This window comes from Nocardioides sp. (genome assembly GCF_030019515.1).
Classification (GTDB): Bacteria; Actinomycetota; Actinomycetes; order Propionibacteriales; family Nocardioidaceae; genus Nocardioides.
The window spans coordinates 382,252-408,117 of sequence record NZ_JASEEQ010000001.1 but is presented as its reverse complement, the minus strand read 5'-3'; the positions used below and the strand labels follow the sequence as shown (position 1 = coordinate 408,117).

General features: G+C 73.3%; 21 protein-coding genes. 18 read left to right on the top strand and 3 right to left on the bottom strand.

What is annotated here, in order from left to right; genetic code table 11:
• Window positions 1-34 precede the first annotated feature (34 nt).
• The 3 genes from QMC84_RS01970 to QMC84_RS01960 all read left to right on the top strand — a co-directional run bounded on the left by QMC84_RS01970 (window position 35) and on the right by QMC84_RS01960 (window position 5,411).
• Complete coding sequence (locus QMC84_RS01970) at window positions 35-634, top strand: helix-turn-helix domain-containing protein (protein ID WP_300371232.1); 600 nt, start codon at window positions 35-37, stop codon at window positions 632-634.
• A 397-nt stretch (window positions 635-1,031) separates the two neighbouring features.
• Window positions 1,032-1,979, top strand: coding sequence for an N-carbamoyl-D-amino-acid hydrolase (locus QMC84_RS01965; protein WP_300371230.1), 948 nt, complete (start codon window positions 1,032-1,034; stop codon window positions 1,977-1,979).
• A gap of 606 nt (window positions 1,980-2,585) precedes the next feature.
• Window positions 2,586-5,411, top strand: coding sequence for an aconitate hydratase (locus QMC84_RS01960; RefSeq protein ID WP_300371228.1), 2,826 nt, complete (start codon window positions 2,586-2,588; stop codon window positions 5,409-5,411).
• A gap of 66 nt (window positions 5,412-5,477) precedes the next feature.
• Here the strand turns inward: QMC84_RS01960 and QMC84_RS01955 are convergent, their stop codons facing one another.
• Window positions 5,478-5,798, bottom strand: coding sequence for a hypothetical protein (locus QMC84_RS01955; protein ID WP_300371226.1), 321 nt, complete (start codon window positions 5,796-5,798; stop codon window positions 5,478-5,480).
• Window positions 5,799-5,912: 114 nt separating this feature from the next.
• Between QMC84_RS01955 and QMC84_RS01950 the strand changes: the two genes are divergently transcribed.
• The 4 genes from QMC84_RS01950 (at window position 5,913) to QMC84_RS01935 (ending at window position 7,849) form a co-directional block, all read left to right on the top strand.
• Window positions 5,913-6,212: a thiamine-binding protein gene (locus QMC84_RS01950; RefSeq protein ID WP_300371224.1), complete on the top strand. Its 300-nt coding sequence runs from the start codon at window positions 5,913-5,915 to the stop codon at window positions 6,210-6,212.
• A 10-nt stretch (window positions 6,213-6,222) separates the two neighbouring features.
• Complete coding sequence (locus QMC84_RS01945) at window positions 6,223-6,885, top strand: DUF3105 domain-containing protein (RefSeq protein ID WP_300371222.1); 663 nt, start codon at window positions 6,223-6,225, stop codon at window positions 6,883-6,885.
• A 141-nt stretch (window positions 6,886-7,026) separates the two neighbouring features.
• Entirely contained in the window at window positions 7,027-7,428 is a 402-nt protein-coding gene (locus QMC84_RS01940) for a secondary thiamine-phosphate synthase enzyme YjbQ (protein WP_300371220.1), read from the top strand.
• Between the two features lie 217 nt (window positions 7,429-7,645).
• Window positions 7,646-7,849 carry a cold-shock protein gene (locus QMC84_RS01935; protein WP_300371218.1) on the top strand — a complete coding sequence of 68 codons (204 nt, stop codon included), beginning with the start codon at window positions 7,646-7,648 and terminating at the stop codon, window positions 7,847-7,849.
• A 70-nt stretch (window positions 7,850-7,919) separates the two neighbouring features.
• Here the strand turns inward: QMC84_RS01935 and QMC84_RS01930 are convergent, their stop codons facing one another.
• Window positions 7,920-8,162: a hypothetical protein gene (locus tag QMC84_RS01930; protein WP_300371216.1), complete on the bottom strand. Its 243-nt coding sequence runs from the start codon at window positions 8,160-8,162 to the stop codon at window positions 7,920-7,922.
• Window positions 8,163-8,667: 505 nt separating this feature from the next.
• Between QMC84_RS01930 and QMC84_RS01925 the strand changes: the two genes are divergently transcribed.
• From QMC84_RS01925 to QMC84_RS01905, 5 genes are all read left to right on the top strand, one after another.
• Entirely contained in the window at window positions 8,668-11,751 is a 3,084-nt protein-coding gene (locus QMC84_RS01925) for an FtsX-like permease family protein (RefSeq protein WP_300371214.1), read from the top strand.
• Window positions 11,748-12,599, top strand: coding sequence for an ATP-binding cassette domain-containing protein (locus tag QMC84_RS01920; protein WP_300371212.1), 852 nt, complete (start codon window positions 11,748-11,750; stop codon window positions 12,597-12,599). The genes QMC84_RS01925 and QMC84_RS01920 overlap by 4 nt, the downstream gene beginning before the upstream one ends.
• A complete protein-coding gene (locus QMC84_RS01915; RefSeq protein WP_300371210.1) occupies window positions 12,592-13,248 on the top strand; it encodes an ATP-binding cassette domain-containing protein in 657 nt (218 codons plus the stop codon). Before QMC84_RS01920 ends, QMC84_RS01915 begins: the two co-directional genes overlap by 8 nt.
• Window positions 13,249-13,411: 163 nt before the next feature.
• Window positions 13,412-15,559 carry an MMPL family transporter gene (locus QMC84_RS01910; protein WP_300371208.1) on the top strand — a complete coding sequence of 716 codons (2,148 nt, stop codon included), beginning with the start codon at window positions 13,412-13,414 and terminating at the stop codon, window positions 15,557-15,559.
• Window positions 15,560-15,592: 33 nt separating this feature from the next.
• Entirely contained in the window at window positions 15,593-15,736 is a 144-nt protein-coding gene (locus QMC84_RS01905; protein WP_300371206.1) for a hypothetical protein, read from the top strand.
• Window positions 15,737-15,890: 154 nt separating this feature from the next.
• On the opposite strand, the gene QMC84_RS01900 is transcribed toward QMC84_RS01905, so the two are convergent.
• A complete protein-coding gene (locus QMC84_RS01900) occupies window positions 15,891-19,262 on the bottom strand; it encodes a BTAD domain-containing putative transcriptional regulator (RefSeq protein WP_300371204.1) in 3,372 nt (1,123 codons plus the stop codon).
• A 307-nt stretch (window positions 19,263-19,569) separates the two neighbouring features.
• On the opposite strand from QMC84_RS01900, the gene QMC84_RS01895 reads away from it, so the two are divergent.
• Genes QMC84_RS01895 through QMC84_RS01870 form a run of 6 tightly spaced genes read left to right on the top strand, consistent with a single transcriptional unit; the run spans window position 19,570 to window position 25,738 of the window.
• Window positions 19,570-19,998, top strand: a complete 429-nt coding sequence (locus QMC84_RS01895) for an NUDIX hydrolase (protein ID WP_300371202.1) — start codon at window positions 19,570-19,572, stop codon at window positions 19,996-19,998.
• Complete coding sequence (locus QMC84_RS01890; RefSeq protein ID WP_300371200.1) at window positions 19,995-20,123, top strand: hypothetical protein; 129 nt, start codon at window positions 19,995-19,997, stop codon at window positions 20,121-20,123. Before QMC84_RS01895 ends, QMC84_RS01890 begins: the two co-directional genes overlap by 4 nt.
• Window positions 20,124-20,131: 8 nt before the next feature.
• Entirely contained in the window at window positions 20,132-21,073 is a 942-nt protein-coding gene (locus QMC84_RS01885) for an SMP-30/gluconolactonase/LRE family protein (RefSeq protein WP_300371198.1), read from the top strand.
• A gap of 11 nt (window positions 21,074-21,084) precedes the next feature.
• Window positions 21,085-22,989 (top strand): 1-deoxy-D-xylulose-5-phosphate synthase, encoded by a 1,905-nt coding sequence (gene dxs / locus QMC84_RS01880; protein WP_300371196.1) that lies wholly within the window; start codon window positions 21,085-21,087, stop codon window positions 22,987-22,989.
• Window positions 22,970-24,181, top strand: a complete 1,212-nt coding sequence (locus tag QMC84_RS01875; RefSeq protein WP_300371194.1) for a hypothetical protein — start codon at window positions 22,970-22,972, stop codon at window positions 24,179-24,181. The genes dxs and QMC84_RS01875 overlap by 20 nt, the downstream gene beginning before the upstream one ends.
• A 42-nt stretch (window positions 24,182-24,223) precedes the next feature.
• Window positions 24,224-25,738, top strand: a complete 1,515-nt coding sequence (locus QMC84_RS01870) for an amino acid permease (RefSeq protein ID WP_300371192.1) — start codon at window positions 24,224-24,226, stop codon at window positions 25,736-25,738.
• Window positions 25,739-25,866: the final 128 nt, after the last annotated feature.

The following is a 25,866-nucleotide window of genomic DNA, read 5'->3' as shown; positions in this document are numbered from 1 at the left end:
AAGTAGCCAGCACCGACCGGGATATCGTGCCTAAGTGGCCAAGTCATCGACAAGCCCGGCCGCCGAGGCGCCGGCTCCGAATCGTCAGCTCGGTGCCGGAATTCGATCGCGACGTAAACGGATGGGCCTCACCCTCAACGAGCTCGCCAAGCTGACTGAGTTGAGCCAGCCGTTCCTGAGCCAGGTGGAGCGGGGAGCCGCGCAGCCAAGCATGCGTTCGCTCAATCGCATCGCGACTGCGCTCAAGACGAATGGACCAGCGCTGCTCGCGGGGCCGCCGCGTCCCGGTTCGACCACGGCGCTCAGCCGTCACGACGACGATTCGACGGTGATGAATGACGAGGGCGCGTCTGCCTCTTCCTTGATTGCAGGGTCGGCGCGTTCTCTGAGCGAGGGGCTTGGCCACCTGACAGTCACCGAGTTCGTCGGCGGCATGGAGGAGTGGCCGGAGCCGTACGTCCACGAGGGCGAAGAGGCGGTCTATGTGGTCTCGGGAGCAGTCGAGATCCAGGTTGATGGGATGTCGCCGACCGTTCTCGGCCCTCGTGACTGCATGGCCTACAGCGGCCTGTCAGGGCACCGCTGGCGAATGCTGGAGCCGGAGACCACGGTTCTGCTGATCTCGAGTACGTAGGACGCCTCACGAGGCGCACCGGATGGGTGCGCCGTGCAGCGCCGGCTCGGCGAAGCGGACCTGTCGCCCACAGACACGGCCTCCAGAGATCGGCACAATCTGGGCCGACGCTTCATCACGCCCGGCGCCCATGACGCTCGGTAGAGGTACCGAGGGCCTCAGAGGCGGCTCGACGGCACTCCCGCGACTTGGTAGTCACTGGCTCCGGAGGTATCGATCCGACCGCGTTCGGGGCGTCGGATAGAGCAGACATCTTGACGGACTCTCGACGCGTGTGCCGAACGGACAATCACGCAGCCAAGGACTGAACAACGGTCACAACGACTCGTCGCCCATGCCCGGCGATGCTGAGTCAGCAAGCCGAGGACTCGGTCGCGCACCCGGACACGGAGGAAGAATGAGCAAGGATCTAACCCTGGCCGTAGCCCAAGTCGGCGGCATCAGCATCGACGAGGACCGGACTTCTGTGGTCACGCGGCTGGTGGCGCTTCTGCGTGAGGCGAAGATGCTTGGTGCCGACCTAGTCGTCTTTCCAGAGCTGACGCTCACCGCGTTCTTCCCTCGCTATCACCGTGACGATGTCTCGGACATGGACGGCTACTTCGAACGCTCGATGCCCAGCCCTCCGGTCCAGCCGCTCTTCGATGCGGCGAAGGAGCTCGGCATCGGATTCCACCTCGGGTACGCCGAGCTGACCCCTGAGGGTCGTCACTTCAACACGGCAATCCTTGTGAACGCAAACGGCGAGATTGTCGGGAAGTACCGGAAGATTCACCTCCCAGGGCACGCGGAGCCTGTCCCCAACAGCCAGTTCCAGCACCTCGAGAAGCGGTACTTCGAGGTCGGCGACCTCGGGTTCGGTGTGTTCGACGCGTTCGGCGCCCGAATCGGCATGGCCATCTGCAATGACCGCCGTTGGCCCGAGACCTACCGGATGTTGTCGCTGCAGGGCGCAGAGCTGGGCCTCTTCGGTTACAACACCCCAACGATGAACTGGAACCCCGATGAGGAGTCGCACCTCATCATGTTCAACCACCTGCTTGCGCTGCAGGCAGGTGCCTACCAGAACGCCATGTGGATCGCGGCCGCAGCGAAGGCGGGTCGTGAAGACGGTCACCGCCTGATCGGCGGGTCGGTCATCATCGCGCCCTCCGGAGAGATCGTGGCCAAAGCGCATACCGAGGCCGATGAGGTCATTGCCGCGCCCATCGACCTGGAGTTCGGTCGCCACTTCCGCGACTTCATGCTGAACTTCGCGGCCCACCGCCGCCCCGAGCAATACGGCCTGCTGCTCGAGCGAACGGGATACGGCGATCCGCTCCCCGTGCCACGCGACCGCTGGTGACACCGAGCCTGTCATTTCGCATGGAGCGCGTCGCGCTGCTGGAGAGAGCCCACTGACCAGCGGCGATGTGAGTCGCGATGACACGGTGGGCCGTCACGCAGTCAGCGCAGGCGCCCTTGGCTCGCTCCGGGCGCACCTTGCGGACACCTCCGTCGCAGCCAGCGGTGTGCGCTCCGAGCAGGCTCTCCTTCAGGCGCCGTTGTGGATTGTCGACGCGACGTGGCGGTCCCAGCCGAGCTGGTCGCGGTGCGTCACGGCGAGCGACGCGACTGCGATCACGACGGCGAGACCAGGGCGACGACCCCGTTGGACCGTCCGCTGGACATCGCGTCCGTGATTGCGGGAGATCAGGACGATCGACGCCGCTCACCGCAGGACGATCGCGGCGATCCAGGCGCTCCCTCGGGGCGGAGCGCCATCTGAGGGCGCCACCGGCCTCGGCCCCGCCGCCCCAGATCGTTTCGGCATCATGTATCTTGATATCAAGAGATATCGCTCCCGACCGATGGGTACCGATCGGCAGGGTTAGGACAGCCTTCCTTTTCCCCTGTTCGCGCCCGACGGCAGGATGGAGCGAATCACGGTGCAGACGAGACGTCAGAGGAGATGACTGCTGTGGCCAGTCAGGACAGCTTCGGTGCCAAGGGCACCCTGGACGTGGACGGAAAGTCCTACGAGATCTTCCGCCTGGACGCGGTCACCGGCGAGGGGCTCGACGTCGCGTCGCTGCCGTTCAGCCTCAAGGTGCTGCTGGAGAACCTCCTGCGCACCGAGGACGGCGCGGACATCACGGCCGACGACATCCGCGCGATCGCCGGGTGGGACTCGGACGCCGAGCCGAGCAAGGAGATCCAGTTCACCCCGGCCCGCGTGATCATGCAGGACTTCACCGGCGTGCCGTGCGTGGTCGACCTGGCCACCATGCGCGAGGCGATGGCCGAGCTCGGCGGCGACCCGTCGAAGATCAACCCGCTCGCGCCCGCCGAGATGGTCATCGACCACTCCGTGATCGCCGATGTCTTCGGCACCCCCGAGGCGTTCGCGCGCAACGTCGAGATCGAGTACCAGCGCAACCGCGAGCGCTACCAGTTCCTGCGCTGGGGCCAGGGCGCCTTCGACGACTTCAAGGTCGTCCCGCCCGGCACCGGCATCGTGCACCAGGTCAACATCGAGCACCTGGCGCGCACCATCTTCACCCGTGAGGTCGACGGCCAGCTGCAGGCCTACCCCGACACCTGCGTCGGCACCGACTCCCACACCACGATGGTCAACGGCATCGGCGTGGTCGGCTGGGGCGTCGGCGGCATCGAGGCCGAGGCCGCGATGCTCGGCCAGCCGGTCTCGATGCTGATCCCGCGGGTGGTCGGCTTCAAGCTCCACGGCGACCTGCCCGAGGGCTCCACCGCGACCGACCTGGTGCTGACGATCACCGAGATGCTGCGCGAGCACGGCGTCGTCGGCAAGTTCGTCGAGTTCTACGGCCCCGGCGTCAGCGTGCTGCCGCTGGCCAACCGCGCCACGATCGGCAACATGAGCCCCGAGTTCGGCTCGACCATCGCGGTCTTCCCGATCGACGAGGAGACGCTGAAGTACCTCGAGATGACCGGGCGCCCGAAGGACCAGCTCGCGCTGGTCGAGGCGTACGCGAAGGAGCAGGGCCTCTGGCACGACGCGGACGCCGAGCCGAGGTTCTCCGAGCGGCTCGAGCTGGACCTGGCGACCGTCGTACCCTCCATCGCCGGGCCGAAGCGGCCGCAGGACCGGATCTCGCTCGCCGACGCGAAGCAGTCCTTCCGCGGTGCGCTCACGACGTACGTCGACCACGAGAAGCCCGCCGTCGCGGGAGCGTACGACGAGGCGCTCGAGGAGTCGTTCCCCGCGTCCGACACGCCCGCCGCGCACGAGGGCGTGCACGGCCAGACCCCCCGGCGCGACTACCTGTCGTGCGCGCCCACGGACGGCGGCCGCGCGAGCAACCCGGCCCACGTCACCCTGGCGGACGGGACGAAGTTCGAGCTCGACCACGGCGCGGTGGCGATCGCGGCGATCACGTCGTGCACCAACACCTCCAACCCGTCGGTGATGATCGGCGCGGCGCTGCTCGCGAAGAAGGCGGTGGAGAAGGGCCTGCAGCGCAAGCCGTGGGTGAAGACCACGCTGGCCCCGGGCTCGAAGGTCGTCTCCGACTACTACGAGCGGTCCGGGCTCACGCCGTACCTCGACAAGCTCGGGTTCAACCTGGTCGGCTACGGCTGCACCACCTGCATCGGCAACTCCGGCCCGCTGATCCCGGAGGTCAGCCAGGCGGTCAACGAGAACGACCTCGCCGTGGCAGCAGTGCTCTCGGGCAACCGGAACTTCGAGGGCCGGATCAACCCCGACATCAAGATGAACTACCTGGCCTCGCCGCCGCTGGTGGTCGCCTATGCGCTGGCCGGCACGATGGACGTCGACCTGTTCGACGACGCGCTCGGCCAGGACCAGGACGGCAACGACGTGTTCCTGAAGGACATCTGGCCGACCTCGCAGGAGGTCCAGGACGTGATCCGCGACGCGATCACCTCCGACATGTTCACGACCGACTACGCCGACGTGTTCGCCGGCGACGAGCAGTGGCGCTCGCTGCCGACCCCCGAGGGCAAGACGTTCGCGTGGGACGAGAGCTCGACGTACGTGCGCCGGCCTCCGTACTTCGACGGCATGCCCGACGAGCCGGAGCCGGTCGCCGACATCGAGGGCGCCCGGGTGCTGCTCAAGCTCGGCGACTCGGTGACCACCGACCACATCAGCCCCGCCGGTGCGATCAAGAAGGACTCGCCGGCCGGCCGCTACCTCGCGGACCACGGGGTCGAGCACCGGGACTTCAACTCCTACGGCTCGCGGCGCGGCAACCACGAGGTGATGATCCGCGGCACGTTCGCGAACATCCGGCTGCGCAACCAGCTCGCGCCGGGCACCGAGGGCGGCTTCACCCGGGACTTCTCCGCCGACGGCGAGGTCACCACGGTGTTCGAGGCGTCGGAGGGCTACCTCGCCGCCGGCACCCCGCTCGTGGTGCTCGCCGGCAAGGAGTACGGCTCGGGCTCCTCGCGCGACTGGGCGGCCAAGGGCACCGCGCTGCTCGGCGTACGGGCCGTGATCGCGGAGTCCTACGAGCGCATCCACCGCTCGAACCTGATCGGCATGGGTGTGCTGCCGCTGCAGTTCCCCGAGGGCCAGACCGCCGAGTCGCTCGGCCTCACCGGTGAGGAGACGTTCTCGATCACCGGCGTCACGGCGCTCAACGACGGCACCACGCCGGAGACCGTGAAGGTCAAGGCCGGGGACACGGAGTTCGACGCCGTCGTCCGCATCGACACCCCCGGCGAGGCGAACTACTACCGCAACGGCGGCATCATGCAGTACGTCCTGCGCAACCTGCGCCGCGCCTGATCTCGAACACAGCGACCCGCCCGAGACCTTCGGGCGGGTCGCTGTGCTTCGCCGAGCGCGAGGGCCTCAGGCCACCTGGACGGTGAGGTCGGCGGCGTAGTCCGGCAGCGCCTCCTCGAGGGTGGCGGCGAGCTGCTCGGGGTCGACGACCTCCTCGGGGCAGGTGAAGGTGACGATCACGTGCGCCGGGGCCGCGGGCTCCTGGGGCGCCTCGGGGACCAGCTCGACCGGCGCGTCCTGGCGGCGGTGACAGCGGCTGCACTGCTCGATCTCGGCGAGCAGCGCGGCGTGCTCGGGGCTGTGCAGCCCTCGTCCGCTCGCGCCGCGAACGGTCGCGGCGGTCAGGCGGAGCATTCGCAGCTCGTGCCGCAGGCAGATCCTCGTCATCTCGTCCCCTCCTCGAGCCGGCGGATGGTCCCGGATGTCCGGCCGGGCCCCAACGGGTTCAACCTCCGGACGGGGAGAAGGTCACGGCCGGGACGCCGCAACTAGGCTGGACGCATGATCGTCGCGTTCAGCATCTCCCCGACTACCGCCGACGAGACCGGTGGCGTCTCCGAGGCCGTGGCGGCCGCCGTCCGGGTGGTCCGCGAGTCCGGGCTCCCGCACGAGACCAACGCGATGTTCACCAACGTCGAGGGGGAGTGGGACGAGGTGATGGCAGTGGTCAAGCGCGCCGTCGACGTCGTCGCCGCGGTGTCCCCGCGCGTCGGGCTGGTGCTCAAGGCCGACATCCGGCCGGGGTACGACGGCCAGCTCTCCGCGAAGGTCGAGCGCGTCGAGCGACTGCTCGCGGACTGACCGGACGGCGATGTCCGACCTGCCGCCGCCACCGGCGTACCCGCCTCCGCCGCCGGCGTACCCGCCGCCACCGCCGCTCCCACCCGAGCCGTCGCAGGGCCGACGGTCGCTGCCGGTCGTGCTTGCCGTCGCGGGGGCGGTCCTGGTGCTGGTGGTCGCCGTGGCCGTCCCGCTGGTGGTGCGCGTGCTGCGCGCCGACCGTGCCGCGCAGGAGGCGGCCGGCCTGGCGGCGGTCCGGGAGTACGACGGCCTCTCGCGGGCCCACACCGCGGCGGACGTCGACTACCCGCAGACGCCGCCGGTCGGCGGCCCGCACGCGGGGGCCTGGCTCGACTGTGGCGTCTACGACGAGCCGGTCCGCGACGAGAACGCGGTGCACGACCTCGAGCACGGCACGGTCTGGATCACCTACGACCCCGACCTCGACGCCGCCGACGTCGCCACGCTGGCGGACCTGCTGCCCGCCAACGGCATCCTCTCGCCGTACGCCGGCCTCCCGGCGCCGGTGGTGGTCACGGTCTGGGGCCGCCAGCTGGAGCTGGACGGCGCCGACGACGCCCGGCTGGCCCTGTTCGTCCGCACGTTCGGCGGCGGCGAGACCGCACCGGAGCCGTTCGCGTCGTGCGCAGGCGGGGTGACCGATCCCGACGGCGTGCCGGGCACTAACGTCTAGGACGGGTCGACGGAGGGCTGCACCCGCCTGCGGGACGCCTGGTCGCTGCCGGCCTCCTGGAGGAGCGCGACGTCGGTCCGGTAGGCCAGTGAGCGCACGGGCACGGAGGCGACCGTAGCGGCCCGTGGCACGATCGGGCGCGTGGATTCCGAGACGCGCAGCTACCGCACCGGCGACCGCGAGACCGTCCTGGACCTCACCGACGACTGCCGCGACTTCGTGGCGGGGCGCGGGGACGGCCTGCTGCACGTGTTCGTCCCGCACGCGACCGCCGGGATCGCGATCATCGAGACCGGCGCCGGCAGTGACGACGACCTGCTCGCGGCCCTGGCCGACCTGCTGCCCGCCGACGACCGTTGGCGGCACCGGCACGGGAGCCGCGGCCACGGGCGCTCGCACGTGCTGCCGGCGCTGGTGCCGCCGTACGCCACGGTGCCGGTGCTCGGGGGCCGGCTCGCCCTCGGCACCTGGCAGAGCGTGTGTCTGGTCGACCTCAACGTCGACAACGCCGAGCGCGAGGTGCGGCTCAGCTTCCTCGGCTGAGCCCGCGCGCCGCCGACGATCGGGGCGGTCGGGGGCCGCGCTGCTACGCTGGTGGTGTTGAAGGGGCCTCGGCTCCTCGGCGGCCGATCCTGACCGCCGGTTCGTCGCACTCATCACTTGGTCTTCGGTCAGCTGGACATCAAGCGCAGCGCAGATGTCTTCAGCTCGCGGCCGGCGAGAACGCCGGGCGCATCCAACACGAACAAGGAACACCAAGATGGCACAAGGCACCGTGAAGTGGTTCAACGACGACAAGGGCTTCGGCTTCATCGCCCAGGATGGCGGTGGCCCGGACGTGTTCGTCCACCACACCGCGATCGCCGGCACCGGCTTCAAGTCCCTCAAGGACGACCAGCGCGTCGAGTTCGACGTGACGCAGGGCCCCAAGGGCCCGCAGGCGGAGAACGTCCGCGCCCAGTAGTACCTGCTGAGCAGCACGAGGGGCGGATCACGATCTCGGTCGTGGTCCGCCCCTCGTGGCGTGTCCGGGGTCAGCGGTCGAACAGGTCGCGGTGCAGCTTCAGCTCCGCCTGCATCCGCCACGGCACCGGCAGCTTCCGCCGCTCGAGCGCCGAGACGTAGGCCTGGAGGGCGAGCATCAGCTCGTGCCGGGCGTCGGCGAGCTCGTCGCGCGCGACCCGGCCGTTGCGGCACTGCTCGACGGCGCTCCGTGCCCGGCGGACCCGCAGGAGCAGCGTCCCGAGGGACCGATCATGGGCAGGTTCGGTGGTCATCAGCAGACGACCTGATCGAGCCTCATCGACGTACCCGCCTCGCAGCCACCGCGCTCGGGAGGTCCACGGCGGCGGCTCCCCGAGCGGTTCCCGACAGAGTACAGGTGGCTACCTGCGGCTCGCGGCGCCGCTCGTCCGCGCGGACCAGAGGACGACGTCCCGAGGTCGAGGTGGCCTCGTACCCGGTCCGGAGCCGGGAGGACCCGGGTCCCGAGTCCCGGCTCGGGCGGGACCTCGGGCTCTACGCCGCCGGGCGTCGCGCGGAGAGAGTCGAGGGTGACGCGGGGGATGGGCCAGCGCAGGAACCGTGCGCCAAGTCCGGTCACAGGATGCGCGCCGAGTGACCGATGGTGAGCGGCGGCCACCAGGTTCCGGGAGCGGCCCACCCCCCGCCCCACCGTTCTCGGTGATCCGGCAGGATCCTGCGCGCGTGGAGGCCGCCCGGGTGGCATGCTGACGCGGTGCGCGTGGGTGGATCGCCGGCGGTCGCCTGCGGGGGGTGCCGATGAGGACGAGGTACCGACCGTTCCAGGCGCTCGCCCTCGCCGCGCTGGCCGCCCTGGTCGCCGCGTGCGCCGTGTTCGCACCGCTCTACGACCGCGCGATGCAGCAGGCCCTCACCGACATCACGGTCGAGCGCGCCGACCCCGCCGTCGCCGGCCTCCAGCTGATCGCGACCCGGGCGGGCGGAGGCGGCTTCGGGTTCCAGAACCGGGAGCGGCCGGCCGCGCCGGAGACCATCGCGGAGGTCGTCCCCGCGGGGACCCGAGCCCACTACCTCGCGCCGGTCCTGGGCTACGCGGCCGAGGCGAACGTGCTGCCCGGCTCGTCCCGGGACCCGGGCGGCGACGTCGTCTGGCGGGAGGGGGCGTGTGAGCACCTGACGCTCGTCGCCGGGGTCTGTGCGGAGCGGGCCGGCGAGATCATGGTCAGCGCGGCCGACGCGGACAACTTCGACCTGCCGGTGGGCACCCGGCTGGCGATCCCCGGGATCCCGCACAACGGCGCCCACGCGACCGTGCCGCGGGCGCACCTGGTCGTCGCGGGCGTCTACGACCAGGAGCCGTCGGCGTACTGGCTGGGCCTGCAGCTGACCGGGCGGTCCGGCCTCGTGGACCCCGGTCCGCCCGCCCAGGTCCAGCACGACGTCTGGCTGACCGCGCGCTCGACGTTCGAGGGCCCCGGGCTGCCGCCGCTGCCCGCCGGCCGGTCCACGGTCGGGCTCCCGCTCGACGTCGACGCGCTCGGGGTTGACGACCTGTTCGCGCTCTCCGACGCGATCCGCCGGCTCGCGAAGACCGCGGGCGCGGGCGCCGACGGCACCATCGTCACGCCGTACTCCGGCCTCCCCGACCTCGCGGACGACGTCCGGGAGCAGAGCGACCAGTCGCAGGTCACCGTGCCGCTGCTGATGGCCCAGCTCGGCCTGCTCGCCCTCGTCGTGCTGTGGCTGACCCTGCTCGCCGTCACCGAGCAGCGGCGGCCCGAGGTGGCGCTCGCCCGGCTCCGCGGCCGTGGCCGGCGGGGCGCGCGCGGCCTGCTCCTCGGGGAGCTGCTCCCGGTCGCGCTCGCGGGCGTCCTGCCCGGCGCCGCGCTGGCGCTGCTGGGGGTCTGGGCCGCGCGAACCATGCTGCTGCCCGGCCACGCGCCGTTCGAGACCGGCGTCCGGCTGCTCGGCGCGCTCGGCCTCGCCGTCCTCGCGCTCGTGCTGCTCACCGGGCTGGCGGTCGCCCGGGTCGCGCGCGAGCCGGTCGAGACGCTGCTGCGCCGGGTGCCGCCGCGCCGCAACAGCTGGGCGCTGGGCACCGGCGACGCGCTCGTGGTGGCCGGGTGCGGATCGCTCGTCGTGGTCTTCGCCACCGGCGGCCTGGAGGGCCCGGTGGCGCTCGCGGCGCCCGGCCTGCTCGCGGTCGTCGTCGGCCTGGTCCTCGCGCACCTGACCGGGCCGATCACCGCCCTCGCCGGCCGCCGGGCGCTCGCCCGCGGTCGGGTCCGAGCCGCGGTCAGCCTCCTGGACGCCGCCCGCAGCCCGGCCACCCGCCGGGTGGTCGCCATCGTCACGCTCGCCTCCGCCCTGGCCGTCTTCTCCGCCGACGCGTTCGTGGTCGGCGATCGCAACCGGGCCTCGGCGGCGGCGCAGGAGACCGGCGCCCGGCTGATCGCCGACGTGGAGGGCGGCGACCTCGCCGCGGTCCGGGGCGCGCTCGCCGACGTCGACCCCGACGGCCGCCGGGTCACGCCCGTCGTGCGGATCCGCCCGCCCGGCACCGGCGCGGTCGAGACCGTCGCCGTGGTGCCCGACCAGTTCCGCCGGATCGCGCTGCTGGGGACCGCCGCGCCGCCGGCGTCCGCCTGGGACCGGCTCGCGGTCTCCGACGCCGAGCCGATCCGGATCAGCGGGACCCGGCTCCGCGTCGACGTCGACGACTCGACGCTGGTGTCGATCCGCACCGACGGCGAGCGCGGCCCGCTGAGCCTGGGGCTGGACCTGGTCACCCCGGCCGGCGAGACCCTGCACACCGCGGTCGCCGACCTCCCGGACGAGGTCGCGCACGCCCGCTTCGAGGTGACGTCGTACTGCCGTGACGGCTGCTTCGTCACCGCCGTCTGGCTGCAGACCGTCCCGGGCGCCACGCTCACGGGCACCGCGACGCTGAGCAACCTCGTCGGCGAGGAGCCGGTCGCGATCGGCCCCGCCTCACGGTGGACGCCGCTGCAGGACCCGGTGGTCGGCGACATGGTGCCCGACTCGACCACGCCCGACCGGCTCACGATCCGGGTCCGCAGCGAGGGCTCCAGCGAGCTCACGATGCGGCAGGCCTGGCTGCCCAGCGTGGTGCCGGCGCTCGTCGCCGGCGCCCTCCCGCCGGCCTCCCAGGGCGACGACTTCGACCTGACCGGGCTCGACGGGACCGTGCGGGCCGCGGCACGGGTCGGCACCCTCACCCGGGTCCCGGGGGCCGGGCCCGACGTGGCCGTGGCCAACCTCGACCTGGTGCAGCGCGGGGTGAGCCTGGCGACCAGCGCCCGGGTCGCGCTGTGGTTCGCCGCCGACGACCGGGACCTGCTGGCCGAGGTCGACGCGGCCCTGCACGACCGCGGCGCCGGCATCGCGACCACCACGACGCTCGCGGACGTCCGGCGCGGCTACGACGAGTCCGCGGCCGCGTGGAGCGTGCAGCTGGCCGCCATCGTCGGCGCGGCCGCCGTCCTGATCGCGCTGCTCGTGCTGCTGGTCGGGGCGGCGAGCAGCTGGCGGTTCCGCACCCGTGACCTCGCGGCGCTGCGGATGAGCGGCGTGCCTCGCCGGACCGTCGGCGCGATGGCGGTCGCCGCCCAGCTGCCCGCCGTCGCCGTCGGCGTGGTCGCCGGCACCGCCGCCGGCCTGTACGGCGCCTACCTCGCACTCCCGACCGTGCCGCTCCTCGCCGACCCGCCGGCGGTCTCCACGCTGGACCTGGACACCGCCTGGTCGGCCGTCGCCGTGGCGGTGCTGGCGGTCCTCGCGGTGCTCGCCACCGCGAGCGTGCTGATCGGCCGCACGCTCGCCCGCCGGTCCGACGTACGACGGCTCAGGGAGACGCTGTGAGCGCCGCGCGGACCGGCCTGCGGGTGAGCACGCGGCGACTCGTCCACATCTACCGCTCCGAGGGGCACGAGGTCGCCGCGCTGTCCGGCGTCGACCTCGACGTCGCCGCCGGCGAGCTGGTCGGTCTGCTCGGACCCTCGGGCGCCGGCAAGTCCACGCTGCTCAGCCTGCTCGCCGGGGTGTTCCGCCCCAGCGCCGGCAAGGTGCACGTCGGCGACCTCGAGCTCTCCGCCGCGAGCGCCCGCGACCTCGACCGGATGCGGGCCCAGGACGTGGCGCTGATGCTCCAGGGCGCGGGCCGCAACCTGCTGCCGTACTACCCGGCCCTCGACAACGTCCGCTTCGCCCAGCGGGCCGCCCGCCGGGCCGGCAAGGACCTGCCCGAGCCGGAGGAGGTGCTCGCCGGGCTCGGCCTGGTGGCGGACGCGCGCCGGCCGCTCGCCGAGCTCACGCCCGGCCACCTCCAGCTCGCCGCCCTCGCGGTCGCGATGGGCTCCCGCCCCGGCCTGCTGCTCGCCGACGAGCCGACCAGCCAGCTCGACCATGCCGCCCGCGACCAGGTGCTGGCCGCGATCGCGGAGACCAGCCGCGAGCTCGGCACCACCGTCGTGATCGTCACGCACGACCCCGACGTCGCGGCCCGGCTGCCGCGCACGATCACGATCCGCGACGGTCGGGTCGGCGGCGAGGGCCGCAGCGGGGAGGAGTACGCCGTGGTCACCCCCGACGGGTTCCTGCCGCTGCCGCTGCACGTCCGCGACCGGCTCGCGCCCGGGACGCTGGTGCGCTTCCACCCGACCGACGGGTCCGGCTACCTCCTGGTACCCGAGGAGGAGTCCGATGAGTGACCTGCGAGCGAGCGGCCTCTCGGTCTCGTACGGCGACCTGCTCGCCCTGCACCCCCTCGACCTGGCCGTCGCGCCGGGCCGGATCGTGGCGGTGACCGGGCCGTCCGGCGCCGGGAAGTCGACCCTCCTGTGGGCCCTCGCCGGGGCCCTCGCGCCGACCGCGGGCCAGGTTCACCTGGGGGAGATCCCGGTGCGCGACCGCGAGCAGGCCGCCGGGCTCGGCGTGGTGGTCGTGCCGCAGGGCAACGGCCTGGCCTCGGCGCTGACCGCGGCCGAGAACGTCGTGGTGCCGCTGCTCAGCCACGGCGTCGGGGCGGCCGACGCGCACCGCCGTACCGCGGAGGCGCTCGCGGCGGTCGGCCTCGAGGAGTCCGGCAACCACCTGATCGAGGAGCTCTCCGGCGGCCAGCAGCAGCGGGTCGCGCTCGCGCGGGCGCTCGCCGCGCGTGCCGTGGTGCTGCTGGCCGACGAGCCGACCAGCGACCTGGACGCCGCCAACCGCGAGCGCGCCATGGCGGCGCTGCGCGCCGAGGCGGACCGCGGCGCGATCGTCGTGGTCGCCACCCACGACGCCGAGGCGGCCGCGCAGACCGACGCCGAGCTGCACCTCGACGAGGGCGTCGCCAGCTGGCCCCGGCCGCCGGCCTGACCCCGGCCCCGACCCGGCCCGACCGTGCCCCGTCCGGACCTCAAGCCGACTCCCAGTCGGTCCCAAGTTCCGCGGCGCACGCTGCTCCCACCGATCAAGCAGACGGCATCCAGCCTCGTCCAGCCTCGTCCAGCCTCATCCAGCCTCATCCAGGGAGCAGCACGTGAACCGCATCCTCTACCGCCTCGGCGCCGGCGCCGCGGCGCACCCGTGGCGGACGATCTCCGCCTGGGTCGCCGTGCTCGTCGTCGCCTTCGGGCTCGCCGGAGCCCTCGGCGGCACCACGCACGACGACTACGACATCCCCGGCGCCCGCGCCCAGGTGGGCATCGAGCAGCTGCGCGCCCATGTGCCCGACGGCGGCGGCGCGACCGCCCAGGTCGTCGTGCACGACCCGGACGGCGCCGCCCTCGACCCGACCGACCTCACCGGCCTGGTCCAGCGCCTGCACGGCCTCGACCACGCCAGCCACGTCTCCGAGCCGCGGGTCTCCGCGGACGGCGACACCGCGCTCGTCACCGTGTCGTACGACGTCCCCGTCACCGACCCCGACCTGGTCGGGGCGAACGGCTACGACCCGCTCGTCGAGGCCGTCGCGCCGCTGCGCGCCGACGGCCTCCAGGCCGAGCTCGGCGGCGAGCTGCCCGGCGGCGCCGAGTCGGAGCTGAGCGGCAGCGGCGAGATCGCCGGCGTGATCGCGGCGCTGGTGCTGCTGGTGGTCTCGTTCGGCTCCGTGGTCGCCGCCGGCCTGCCGCTGGCGATCGCGCTGATGGGCCTGGCGGTGGGCTCCGCCGGCGTCACCCTGCTCACCGCGACCATGGACGTCAGCACCGCCGCACCCACGGTCGCCACCATGGTCGGGCTCGGCGTCGGCATCGACTACGCGCTGCTCCTGGTCACCCGGCACGTGGAGTTCCTCGGCCAGGGCCTCGACAGGCGGGAGGCGGCGGGCCGCGCGATGGCGACTGCCGGTCGCTCCGTCGTGTTCGCCTCGGCCACCGTGCTGATCTCGCTGATGGGGCTGCGCCTGGGCGGGCTGCCGGTCTACTCGACGTTCGGCTACGCCACCGCGCTCGCCGTGGTGGCCGTGCTGGCCGCGGCGATCACGCTGGTCCCGGCGCTGTGCGGGCTGGCGGGCGACCGGCTGCTGCCCCGCCGTACCCGGACCGGCCGCGGTGACCGCGGCGCCAAGACCCCGCTGACCGCCCGGTGGGCCGCCCGCGTCGCCCGGCGCCCGGTCGCCGCGGCGCTGGCCGCGCTCACGTTCCTGCTCCTGCTCGCCGCCCCCACCCTGGGCATGCGCACCTGGCCGCAGGACGGCAGCAGCAACAGCCCGTCGACCTCCGTGCGCCGGGCCTACGACCTGATCGCCGAGGAGTACGGCGCCGGCGCGAACGGACCGTTCACGATCGTCGTCGACACCACCCGGGCCGATGCGGCAACGGTGGCCGACCTGGTCGCCGACCACGCCGGCATCGCCGGGGTCACCACCCCCGTCACCTCGCCGGACGGCGCGCTCGGCTTCTTCGCCGCGGAGCCCACCACCGGCCCCGCCGACGAGCGCACCTCGGACCTCGTGACGAGCCTGCGCGACGACCTCCCGGCGGGCGTCGAGGTCACCGGCACCACGCCGCTGTTCGCCGACATCACCGGGATGCTCTCGGGCCGGCTGTGGCTGGTCGTCGGCTTCGTGGTCGCGGTCTCCGTGCTGCTGCTGGCGATGATGTTCCGCTCGGTCGTCGTGCCGGTGAAGGCCGCCGTGATGAACCTGCTCTCGATCGGAGCGTCGTACGGCGTCCTCACGGCGGTGTTCCAGTGGGGCTGGGGCGGGAGCGTGCTCGGCATCGACCACGCGGTCGCCGTGTCGAGCTGGGTCCCGATCCTGAACTTCGCGATCCTGTTCGGCCTCTCCATGGACTACGAGGTGTTCCTGCTCTCGCGGATCCGTGAGGAGTGGCTGCGCACCGGCGACGCCCGGGGGAGCGTGGAGCGCGGCCTGGCCTCGACCGGCCGGGTGATCTCCTCGGCCGCGGCGATCATGGTCGTCGTCTTCCTCGGGTTCTCCACCGAGGCCGACACCGTGGTCAAGCAGCTCGGCTTCGGCATGGCCGCCGCGATCGTGCTGGACGCCACCGTGGTCCGCCTGGTGCTCGTCCCCGCCACGATGACCCTCCTCGGCCGCTGGAACTGGTGGCTGCCCGCGTGGCTGGACCGGCTGCTGCCGACCATCCAGGCCGAGCGGCACGAGTCCGACGACCAGATCTGGGACGACTTCGACCAGTCCGACGAGCGCACGCCGGCCGGCGTGTGAGCGGCCCCGGGTCCGGTGAACAGGGCGGACGACATGCTGGGAGCTCTGCGCGGGGTGCTGCACGAGCACCCCACCACCGAGGACGACGTGATGGTCGGCGGGCCGTTCCGGGTGCTGTGGCTGCTGACCCGCCCCGGCTTCGTGCGCCGGGAGGCCCGGGGGTTCCGGTACGTCTGACGGCCGGGCCCCCGCGTCGGTTTCCCCGGGTACCCGGGGAAACCAGCACTGTTCGGCCGAAACTTCGGCCTACAAGTGCAGGCTTTGCCTGAGGAGTCGGGGCGGACGTGCGGGGCGGCGGGGAGGGCGGGAAGGGCGGGAAGGGCGCCCGAGGCTAGAACCCGAACCGCTCCCGCTCGCGGCGGACCTGGTCCGCCGCGAGTGGCACGCCCCAGAGCTCGCACAGCTCGAGGGCCCGGTCGGCGTGCCGACCGGCCAGGTCGTCCTCGCCGGTGGCGTGGGCGGCCATCGCGAGGAACAGGTCGACCGGCCCGATCGCCGAGCCGGACCCGGCGCACGCCGGCCGGCCGGCGAGGTCGGCGAGGCACTGGTACGCCGTCGCCCCGAGCGCGGCGTCGCCCAGGTGGCAGGCCGCCTCGGCGCCCATGCTCCACGCCATGGGGGAGAACCAGGTGTCGGTGGCCATCGCCCGCTCGACGTCCTCGCCGTGCGCCTCGAAGTAGGCCCGGGCCCCGTCGAGGTGGCCGGTGCGGCACTGCACCGCCACGATGGAGGTGGCGATCGGGAGGAACGTGTTGCCCTCCATGGCGGTCATCGCGACGGACAGCTCGTCGTCGCGGCCCTGCCAGAGCAGCTGCATGAGGACGGCCCCGGCGACGGCCTCCTCGTAGCCGGTGATCGACACGACCTCGCCGATGCCCTGCAGGTGCTCGATGATCCGCTCCACCTCGTCGAAGCGGCCCTGCATCGCCGCCCACGACACCTCGAGGGAGTCCAGGACCAGCTGGGCGTAGATGTGCCGCAGCCGGTTCGCCTCCGCGCGGGCCCGGGCCAGGCTGTCGTCCAGTACGGCGAGGTCGCCCAGCTCGCCCGCGGCGACCGCGCGCAGGGTCAGCGCGGAGCTGAGCGAGAAGCCGTCGCCGAGCTGCTCGGCGAGACCGACCGCCTCGGTGGTCAGGTCGAGCCGCAGCTGCGCCGTAGCGGCCCGCCAGACCGCGATCGCCGCGTGCAGGCAGGCGCTCAGCGTGAGCTCGGGGTCACCGAGCCGGCGCGCCATGGCGACGGCCTCGGCCGAGATCGCCTCGCGCTCCTGCGGGGAGGCGCCGTAGTAGATCTCGCCGGCCAGGCCGAGCATCACCCGGCAGCGGGCCGGGGAGTCGCCCTCGGGCAGGCGGTCCAGGGCCCGGCGCAGGGCGCCGACCACCGTCGGGTCGACCTGGGCGTGCGCGGCGGCCTGCCACAGCGCGCCGGTGCTCGTCATGATCCCGGCCCGGCCGAGCAGGTCCGGGTCGCCGAGCTCGTCGGCGATCTCGATCGCCTCGTGGGCGACCTCGCGCAGCTCGATCCACCGGCCGGCCCGGCGCAGCACCTCGGCGAGGTCGGTGATCAGCTCGAACCGGGCCCGGTCGTCGGACCCCGGGTCCTGGTCCTGCGCGCGCAGCGCGTGCTCGAGCATCTCGAGCGCCTCGACGTACGCGTAGACGGCGATCGCGGAGCGGCCGGCGGCCTGCGCCGCGGGCCAGGCGTCGGCGAGGTGACGCGGCCCGGCGGCCAGCCAGTGCCGGGCGACCTCGGTCTCGCGGCCGGTGCGGCCGGCGAGCGCGCGGGCGGCCCGCGCGTGCACCCGGGCCCGGCGGGACCGCGGCAGGCTCGAGAGCACCGTGTCGCGCACCAGCGCGTGGGTGAACCGGAACCGGTCCACGCCGTCCTCCTCGACCAGACCGGCGGCCAGTGCGGGATCGAGCCGGTCGAGCACCTGCTCGTCGTCCTGGTCCGCGGTGCCGGCGAGGGTCCCGAGCTCGAAGATCCGGCCGAGCACGCTCGCGACCCGGAGCAGCTCGCGGGTCGGCTCGTCGAGCTGGGCGAGGCGCCGGGACAGCACCTCGTGCACGGCCGCCGGTGGCTGCGGCTCGGCCATCAGCGCCGCGGTGTCGCCGCGCTCGCGGGCCAGGCGGGCGTACTCGACGAGGAAGAACGGGTTGCCCTCGGTACGCCGGCGCAGGGCGTCCGACTCGGCCTCGGTGGGCTCGGACTCGGTGATCTGGGCGAACAGCTGGGCGGCCGCCGCCGCGGGGATCCCGCGCAGCTGGAGTCGCAGGGCGTGCTTGCGGGCGAGCGCCTCGGCCACCTCGGCCAGCGCGCCGGTCGGCGGCGGGTGCTCGCGCCAGGTGGTGAGCACGAGCAGGCGCGGTCCCGGGCCGTCGGCGACCGCCGCCTCGGTCAACAGGCGCAGCACCCGCAGGCTGGAGGTGTCCGCCCAGTGCAGGTCGTCGAGCACCAGCATCAGCGGCCCTGCGGTGGCTGCGGCGAGCACGGACCCGACCACGGTCTCCCAGGCCCGGAACGCCGCGCCGCCGTCGTCGTCGGTGTCGCTGGACGGCAGCTCGGAGCCGAGCCGCTCGAGGACGGTCGCCCAGGGCCAGAGCGCGGGAGCGCCGTCGTCCTGGGAGCAGCGGCCCCAGGCGATCGTCATCCCGTGCGCCGCGGCGTAGGTGGCCGCCTCGATGGACAGCCGGCTCTTGCCGATGCCGGGCTCGCCGGTGAGCGCGACGAAGGACGGCGACCGGTCCCTGCCCTCGACCACCCGGTCGACCAGGTCGGTGAGCGCGGCGAGCTCGTCGTCGCGCCCGGCCAGGGACCATCCCCACAGCGTCGGGAACGGCAGCGGGGCGTGCACCGCCGGACGGCTCGACGGCGGCGCCGGCTCGGGCACCGCGGTCGTCTGCTGCCGGAGCACCGCGGCCTGCACGGCGCGCAGCTCGGCGCCCGGCTCCAGGCCGAGCTCCTCGTCGAGCACGTCGCGGACCTGACGCAGCACCGCCAGCGCGTCGGCCTGGCGGCCCGAGCCCGCGAGCGCGAGCGCCCGCAGCGCCCAGGCCCGCTCGCGCAGCGGGTGCTGCCGGGTGAGCGCGTCCAGCTCGGCCGCCACCGTCGCGTGCAGCCCGAGCAGGATGCCGAGTGCGGAGCGGTCCTCGCTCGCGAGCACCCGCAGCTCCTCGAGCCGGGCGCGCTCGGCCTCCGCCGACGGCACCTCGCCGAGATCGGCGAACGGGACGCCGCGCCAGAGTGCGAGCGCCTCGTCGAGGGTCTGGTGCAGGGCGTCGAGCCCGGCGGCGTCCGGCGAACCGGGCGGGAGCGCCCGTCCCCGGCAGAGCGCGTCCGCGAGCGGGACGACCCGGCTGTGGGCGGTCGACACCGCCTGCTCGAACGCGGCGGTGTCGAGGTCCACGTCGGGCAGCCGGAGCGCGTAGCCGGGCTGCTCGGTGACCAGCAGGGTGCCGCCGCCGCGGGTGGTCCGGTCCGGCTCGAGGGCCCGGCGGAGGCCGGCGACGTACCCCTGCAGCGTGCCGGAGACGCCCGGCGGCGGGGCGCCGTTCCACACCACGTCGGCGAGCGTGTCGACGGAGACCGCGCGGCCCCGGTGCAGGGCCAGAGCGGCGAGGAGGGCGCGTTGCTTGGGGCCCCCCAGGCCCACCGGCCCGGCGGAGTCGGTGGCCACGGTCGTACCGAGGACGCCGATGCGCATGCCCCGAAGAATAGGGCCGCTCGGCGCAGGGTGTCCCTAGATGTGGTCCGCCACGTGGCAGCCCGGGCACGCCCTGCTCACGAGCCAGCTCGACGCGCGCGCGACGCACCGCGCCGGACAGCCGTGGAGGGCCGCGGGTGGCTGTGCTTCGGGGGCCCGCGGTCCGCGGTGGTCATCGTGGGTGGCAGCGACGGGAGAGCCGGGTGGATGGTCGCCTGCGGTCCCCGCCGCGGCCGAGACCGCAACCCGACGCCGACCCGACAGCCGCAGCCCGATCCGCTGGCCCGGGCATCGCTAGCGTGGGCGCATGCACCGGTTCGCCAGCGTCCTCCTCGTGGACCCCCGCGGGTGGGTGCTGCTCCAGGAGCGGGACGAGCGGCCGGTGATCGACCCGGACCGATGGGGCCTGGTGGGCGGCCACGTCGAGCCCGGGGAGGAGTTCCAGGCCGCGGCGTACCGCGAGCTCGCGGAGGAGACCGGCATCCGGCTGGCGCCCGGCGAGCTGAGTCGCTGGCGCGACACCGAGGTCTTCCACGAGGCCTACGGCACCGTCGACGTCGTGCAGGTGTGGGTCGGCCGGACGACGCTGACCGACGCGGACATCGTGGTGGGGGAGGGCCGCCGGATCGTGTTCGTCGACCCGGACCGCGCGCGAGCACTCGACCTGACCGCGTCGGCGAGCCGGATCGTCCCCGAGTTCCTCGCGTCCGGGACGTACGGCGAGCTGGTCGGATGATCGCGGACGCCCCGCTGGCCGGCGTACCGCTGCGCCGGCGGCGCCGGCCGGACGCCGTCCGCGCCGCGGTGCTGGCGGTCTGTGCCGTGTCGGCCCTCGCGCTCCTGGTGCGATCACTGCTCTGATGTCCTCCATGGACCTCACCGTGATCCCCGTGCCCGGCCCCGGAGCCGAGGACGTCGTCGTCGCCGGACCCGGACCCGACGAGGGGGCCGTGTTCACCGGCACCGAGGACGGCAGCATCTTCCGCGTCTCCCACGACGGGCGCCGGGTCGACCGCGTCGCCCACACCGGCGGCCGGCCGCTGGGCATCGAGCTCGACCTCGACGGGCGACTGCTCGTCTGCGACGCGCGACGCGGCGTGCTGCGGGTCGACCCGCGTGCCGGCGCGGTCGAGGAGGTCACCGACCGGCTCGACGGCGCGCCGATGATGTTCTGCAACAACGCCGCCGTCGCCACCGACGGGACCGTGTGGTTCACCGACTCCTCGACCCGCTACGGGATCGACCAGTGGAAGGACGACTTCGTCCAGAACACCCGCACCGGGCGGCTGGCGCGGCTCGGCACCGACGGCAGCGTCGAGGTGGTGATCGACGGCCTCGCGTTCGCCAACGGCGTCGCGCTCGCCGCCGACGAGTCGTACGTCGCCGTGGCCGAGACCGGTGCGCGGACCGTGGTCCGGTGGTGGCTGACCGGGGAGCGGGCCGGGACCCGCGACCTGCTCGCGAGCGACCTGCCGGGCTACCCCGACAACATCGCGCGGGGGAGCGACGGCCTGGTCTGGGTCTCGATCGCCAGCCCGACCGACCCGGTCGTGGAGCGCCTCCAGCGAGCGCCACTGCCCCTGCGCAAGGCCGTGACGAAGATCCCCGAGCGGCTCCAGCCGAAGCCGAAGCGGACGATCCGGGCCCAGGCCTTCGACGATACGGGCCGGCTGGTCCACGACATCGACCTGCCGGGCACGGCGTACCACATGGTCACCGGGGTCCGCGAGCACGACGGCCGGCTCTGGCTCGGGAGCCTGCACGAGCCCGCGGTCGCGGTCGTCGATCTGGCCCGGAACCCCGAGTCGTAGACTCGAGCACTATGGGCCTCCTCGACTCGATCGCGTCCCCGGGTGACCTGCGTGCGCTGAGCGACGCCCAGCTCGAGCAGCTCGCGAGCGAGATCCGCGACCTCCTGATCCGCACCGTGGCGACCAACAGCGGTCACCTCGGCCCGAACCTCGGCGTGGTCGAGCTGACGCTCGCCATCCACCGGGTCTTCGACTCCCCGCGCGACCGGGTGGTCTTCGACACCGGCCACCAGGCGTACGTGCACAAGCTGGTGACCGGTCGGGCCGCGAACTTCGGCACCCTGCGCCGTGAGGGCGGGGTCAGCGGCTACCCGAGCCAGGCGGAGTCCCCCCACGACATCGTCGAGAACTCCCACGCGTCCACGGCGCTCAGCTACGCCGACGGGCTCGCGAAGGCCTACACGATCCGCGGCGAGGACCGCCACGTCGTCGCGGTCATCGGCGACGGCGCGCTCACCGGAGGCATGGCCTGGGAGGCGCTCAACAACATCGCGATCGCCAGGACCAGCAGGCTGGTCATCGTCGTCAACGACAACGGCCGCTCCTACACGCCGACGATCGGCGGCCTCGCCACCGCCCTGACGTCGCTGCGCACCAACCCGCGCTACGAGAACGTGCTGGACCTGGTCAAGCGCCGGCTCAACGCGGTCCCGGGCGTCGGGCCGGCGGCGTACGACGCCCTCCACGCCATGAAGAAGGGCCTCAAGGACGCGCTCGCCCCCCAGGGCCTCTTCGAGGACCTCGGCCTGAAGTACGTCGGCCCCGTCGACGGCCACGACCGCGCCGCGGTGGAGCAGGTGCTCGCCCAGGCCAAGCGGTTCAACGGGCCGGTGATCGTGCACGCGATCACCCGCAAGGGCTACGGCTACGACCCGGCCGAGCGGCACGAGGCCGACCAGTTCCACGCGCCCGGACCCTTCGACGTGCAGACCGGCGCCGAGAAGCCCAAGGGCCGGATCTGGACCGACGTCTTCTCCGAGGAGATCGTGCACATCGGGCACCGCCGCAAGGACGTCGTCGGCATCACCGCGGCGATGATCCACCCGGTCGGCCTGGACGCCTTCCAGGCGCACTTCCCGGAGCGCACCTTCGACGTCGGGATCGCCGAGCAGCACGCCGCGACCTCGGCGGCCGGCCTCGCGATGGGCGGCATGCATCCGGTCGTCGCGTTGTACGGCACGTTCCTCAACCGGGCCTTCGACCAGGTGCTGATGGACGTCGCGCTGCACAAGTGCGGGGTCACGTTCGTGCTCGACCGCTCGGGGGTGACCGGCGACGACGGCGCGAGCCACAACGGCATGTGGGACATGTCGATCCTGCAGGTCGTCCCCGGGCTGCGCCTGGCCGCGCCGCGCGACCCCGCTCGCCTCTGCGAGCTGCTCAACGAGGCCGTCGAGGTCGACGACGCACCGACCGTCGTGCGGTTCCCGAAGGGCTCGCCGCCCGAGGACATCGAGGCGGTCGGCAGGGTCGGCGGCGCCGACGTGCTGGTCCGCAACGGCCCCAAGGACGTGCTGGTCGTCGGGATCGGGGCGATGGCCACGACGGCGGTCGAGGTGGCGCAGCGCCTGATCGCGCAGGGCATCGGCGTCACGGTCGTCGACCCCCGCTGGGTCAAGCCCGTCGACCCCGCGATCGTCGAGGTCGCCCGCGAGCACCGGCTCGTGGTCAGCATCGAGGACAACGGCGAGACCGGCGGCTGCGGAGCCGTGCTCCTCCAGACGCTCAACGCGGCCGGCGTGCACACGCCGTTCCGCCTGCACGGCATCCCGCAGCAGTTCCTCGGCCACGCGAAGCGCGCCGCGATCCTGGAGCGGATCGGCCTCACCCCGCAGGCGATCGCGCTCGGCATCGTGGAGGACATGACCTCGCTGTCCGAGGGTCGTTCTCCCCTCGATGTCGAGCAGACGACCTGAGGCCCTCCTCCTGGCCGCTGCGCTGGTCGCGGCGGCGCTGTCCGGTTGCTCCGGATCCGACGAGGAGCCCGCGCCGGCTGCTGCCGCCGCGGCCCCCCTGGACGTGGTGCACGCCCTCGACCGGGCCCTCGACGCCCGGGCCCGCGTCGTACGCCGGGCCGACGCCGCGGCGTTCACCCGGCTGGTCGGCGGCGGCGCCGGCTTCCGCGAGCGACAGGCCACCTGGTTCGGCAACCTGAGCCAGCTGCCCGTCGCCCGGCTGTCCTACCGGGTCGACCCCGGCAGCGTGGTCCGCGAGGGCAGGACCTACCGGGTCACCGTGGCAGAGTCGCTCCAGTTGGCGGGGTACGACGCCACGCCGGTCACCACCCAGGGCCGCTACCGGTTCGCGCCGGTGCCCCGCCACCCCGGCCGGCTGGTGCTGACCGCCGTCACCGAGGCCGACCCGCAGCCGTGGGACACCGGGCCGGTCGAGGTGCGCGAGGGCAGCGGCGTGCTCGGCGTCTTCGACCCCGGCAGCGTCGACCAGGCCGCGGCCCTGATCGGCTCCGTCGAGGACGGGATCGCCGCGGTGTCCGCAGCGGTGCCCTACGACTGGTCCCGCGCGGTCGTGGTCTACGCGCTCTCCGAACCGGCGTTCCTCGACAGCCTCGAGGACGTGCCCGGCGACGACCCGGGCGACCTCGACGCGGTCGCGTTCCCCGCGGGTGACGGCACCCGGTTCGTGCTCAACCCGCGGATGGTCGACCAGCCCGGCCGCGAGCGCGATCGGCTGGTGCGTCACGAGCTCACCCACGTCGCCGTGGGCACGCGGGACGACGCCGCGCCCGTGTGGCTCTCCGAGGGGCTCGCGGAGTACGTCTCGGTGCGGCCGCTCGCGCCCGAGGACCGCAGGATCCCCGAGGCCGCGATCGTCGCGGCCGAGGCGGGCGTGGCGGACCTGCCCGACGACGAGACCTTCAACGACGACGACTCCGATGCCCACTACGGCCTCGCCTGGTGGGCGGTGGAGTACCTCGTCGACGCGTACGGCGACCAGGCGCCCTGGCAGCTGCTCGACGCGATGGGCGTGCCCGGGGCCGACCCGGACGCCGTGCTGCGCGAGCGGTTCGCGACCAGCACCCACGACCTGGCACGCCAGGCGGACCGGCTGATCCTGGCGCTCTACGACCCGGCGGCCGGGACGCCTTAGCCTCACCGTTTCGGACCGGCGCCGAGCGGAAAGGGTGAGTGCATGAGCCTGATGCGCACCAAGTCCGTCGAGCAGTCGATCGCGGACACCGACGACCCGGACCACAAGCTCCGCAAGGAGCTCGGCGCGCTCGACCTGATGGTCTTCGGCGTCGGCGTCACCATCGGCGCGGGCATCTTCGTGCTGACCGGCACCGTCGCGGCGTCGAACTCCGGCCCCGCGCTCGCCCTCAGCTTCCTGATCGCCGGCGTCGCGTGCGGGCTCGCCGCGCTGTGCTACGCCGAGTTCGCCTCGACGGTGCCGGTCGCGGGCTCGGCGTACACGTTCTCCTACGCGACGCTCGGCGAGCTGGTCGCCTGGATCATCGGGTGGGACCTGATCCTGGAGTTCACGATCGGGGCGGCGGCGCTGTCGGTCAGCTTCTCCGGCTACCTGCAGGAGCTGCTCGCGGGGACGCCGTTCGAGGTGCCGGCCCAGATCGGCTCGGCGGCGGACGGCGTGATCGACGTGCCTGCCGTGGTGATCGCGCTGCTGGTGATGCTGGTGCTGATCCGCGGCACGAAGCTCTCCAGCATGGTCAACCAGGTCGTGGTGGCCATCAAGCTCGCCGTCGTCGCCGCGGTCATCGTGGTCGGCATCGCGTACGTCGACACCTCGAACTGGACGCCGTTCATCCCCGAATCCCAGCCGGTCTCCGGCGCCGAGGGCGGCTTCCGCCAGCTCCCGCTGATCACCACGCTGCTCGGGATCGAGCCGGCGGTGTTCGGCATCGGCGGCGTGATCGCCGGAGCGGCGATCGTGTTCTTCGCGTTCATCGGCTTCGACGTGGTCGCGACCACGGCCGAGGAGGCCCGCAACCCGCAGCGCGACATCCCGATCGGCATCTTCGGCTCGCTGGCCATCGTCACCGTGCTCTACATCGCGGTCAGCCTGGTCGTCACCGGCGTGCAGAGCTACCACGACATCGACCCCGACGACGCCGCGCCGCTCGCGACCGCGTTCTCGGCCGCCGGCGTCGGCTGGGTCGGCGACCTGATCTCCGTCGGCGCCTGCATCGGCCTGATCGTGGTCGCGATGATCCTGATGCTCGGCCAGTGCCGGGTCGCGTTCGCGATGGGCCGCGACGGGCTGCTCCCGCGCTCGATCTCGAAGGTGCACCCGAGGTTCGGGACGCCGCACCGGATCACCCTGATCACCGGTGTGGTGGTCGCGACGATCGCGGGCTTCGTCGACCTGAGCACGCTGGCCGACCTGGTCAACATCGGCACCCTGTTCGCGTTCATCCTGGTCAGCATCGGCGTGGTGGTGCTGCGCCGGACCCGTCCCGATCTGCCGCGTGCGTTCCGCACGCCGCTTGCGCCCGTCGTCGCCACGCTGGCGACGCTGCTGTGCTTCTACCTGATGCTCAACCTCAAGGGCGAGACCTGGGAGCGGTTCTTGATCTGGATGGCCCTCGGGCTCGTCGTGTACTTCCTCTACGGCCGGCGGCACAGCCGGGTGGGTCAGGCCGAGCGCGAGCGGAGGTTCGGGTCGGTGCAGGACACCGAGGTGCGGTGACCGGCACGACGAGCCCGACCTGCGCCCGGACCGGTGGACGGTCCGCACCGTCGGGGACCGGCTCGCCGAGCGCGGATGGCGAATCCGCTCGTCCGGACCACCGACGCAGCACCCTTCGACTACCGTGG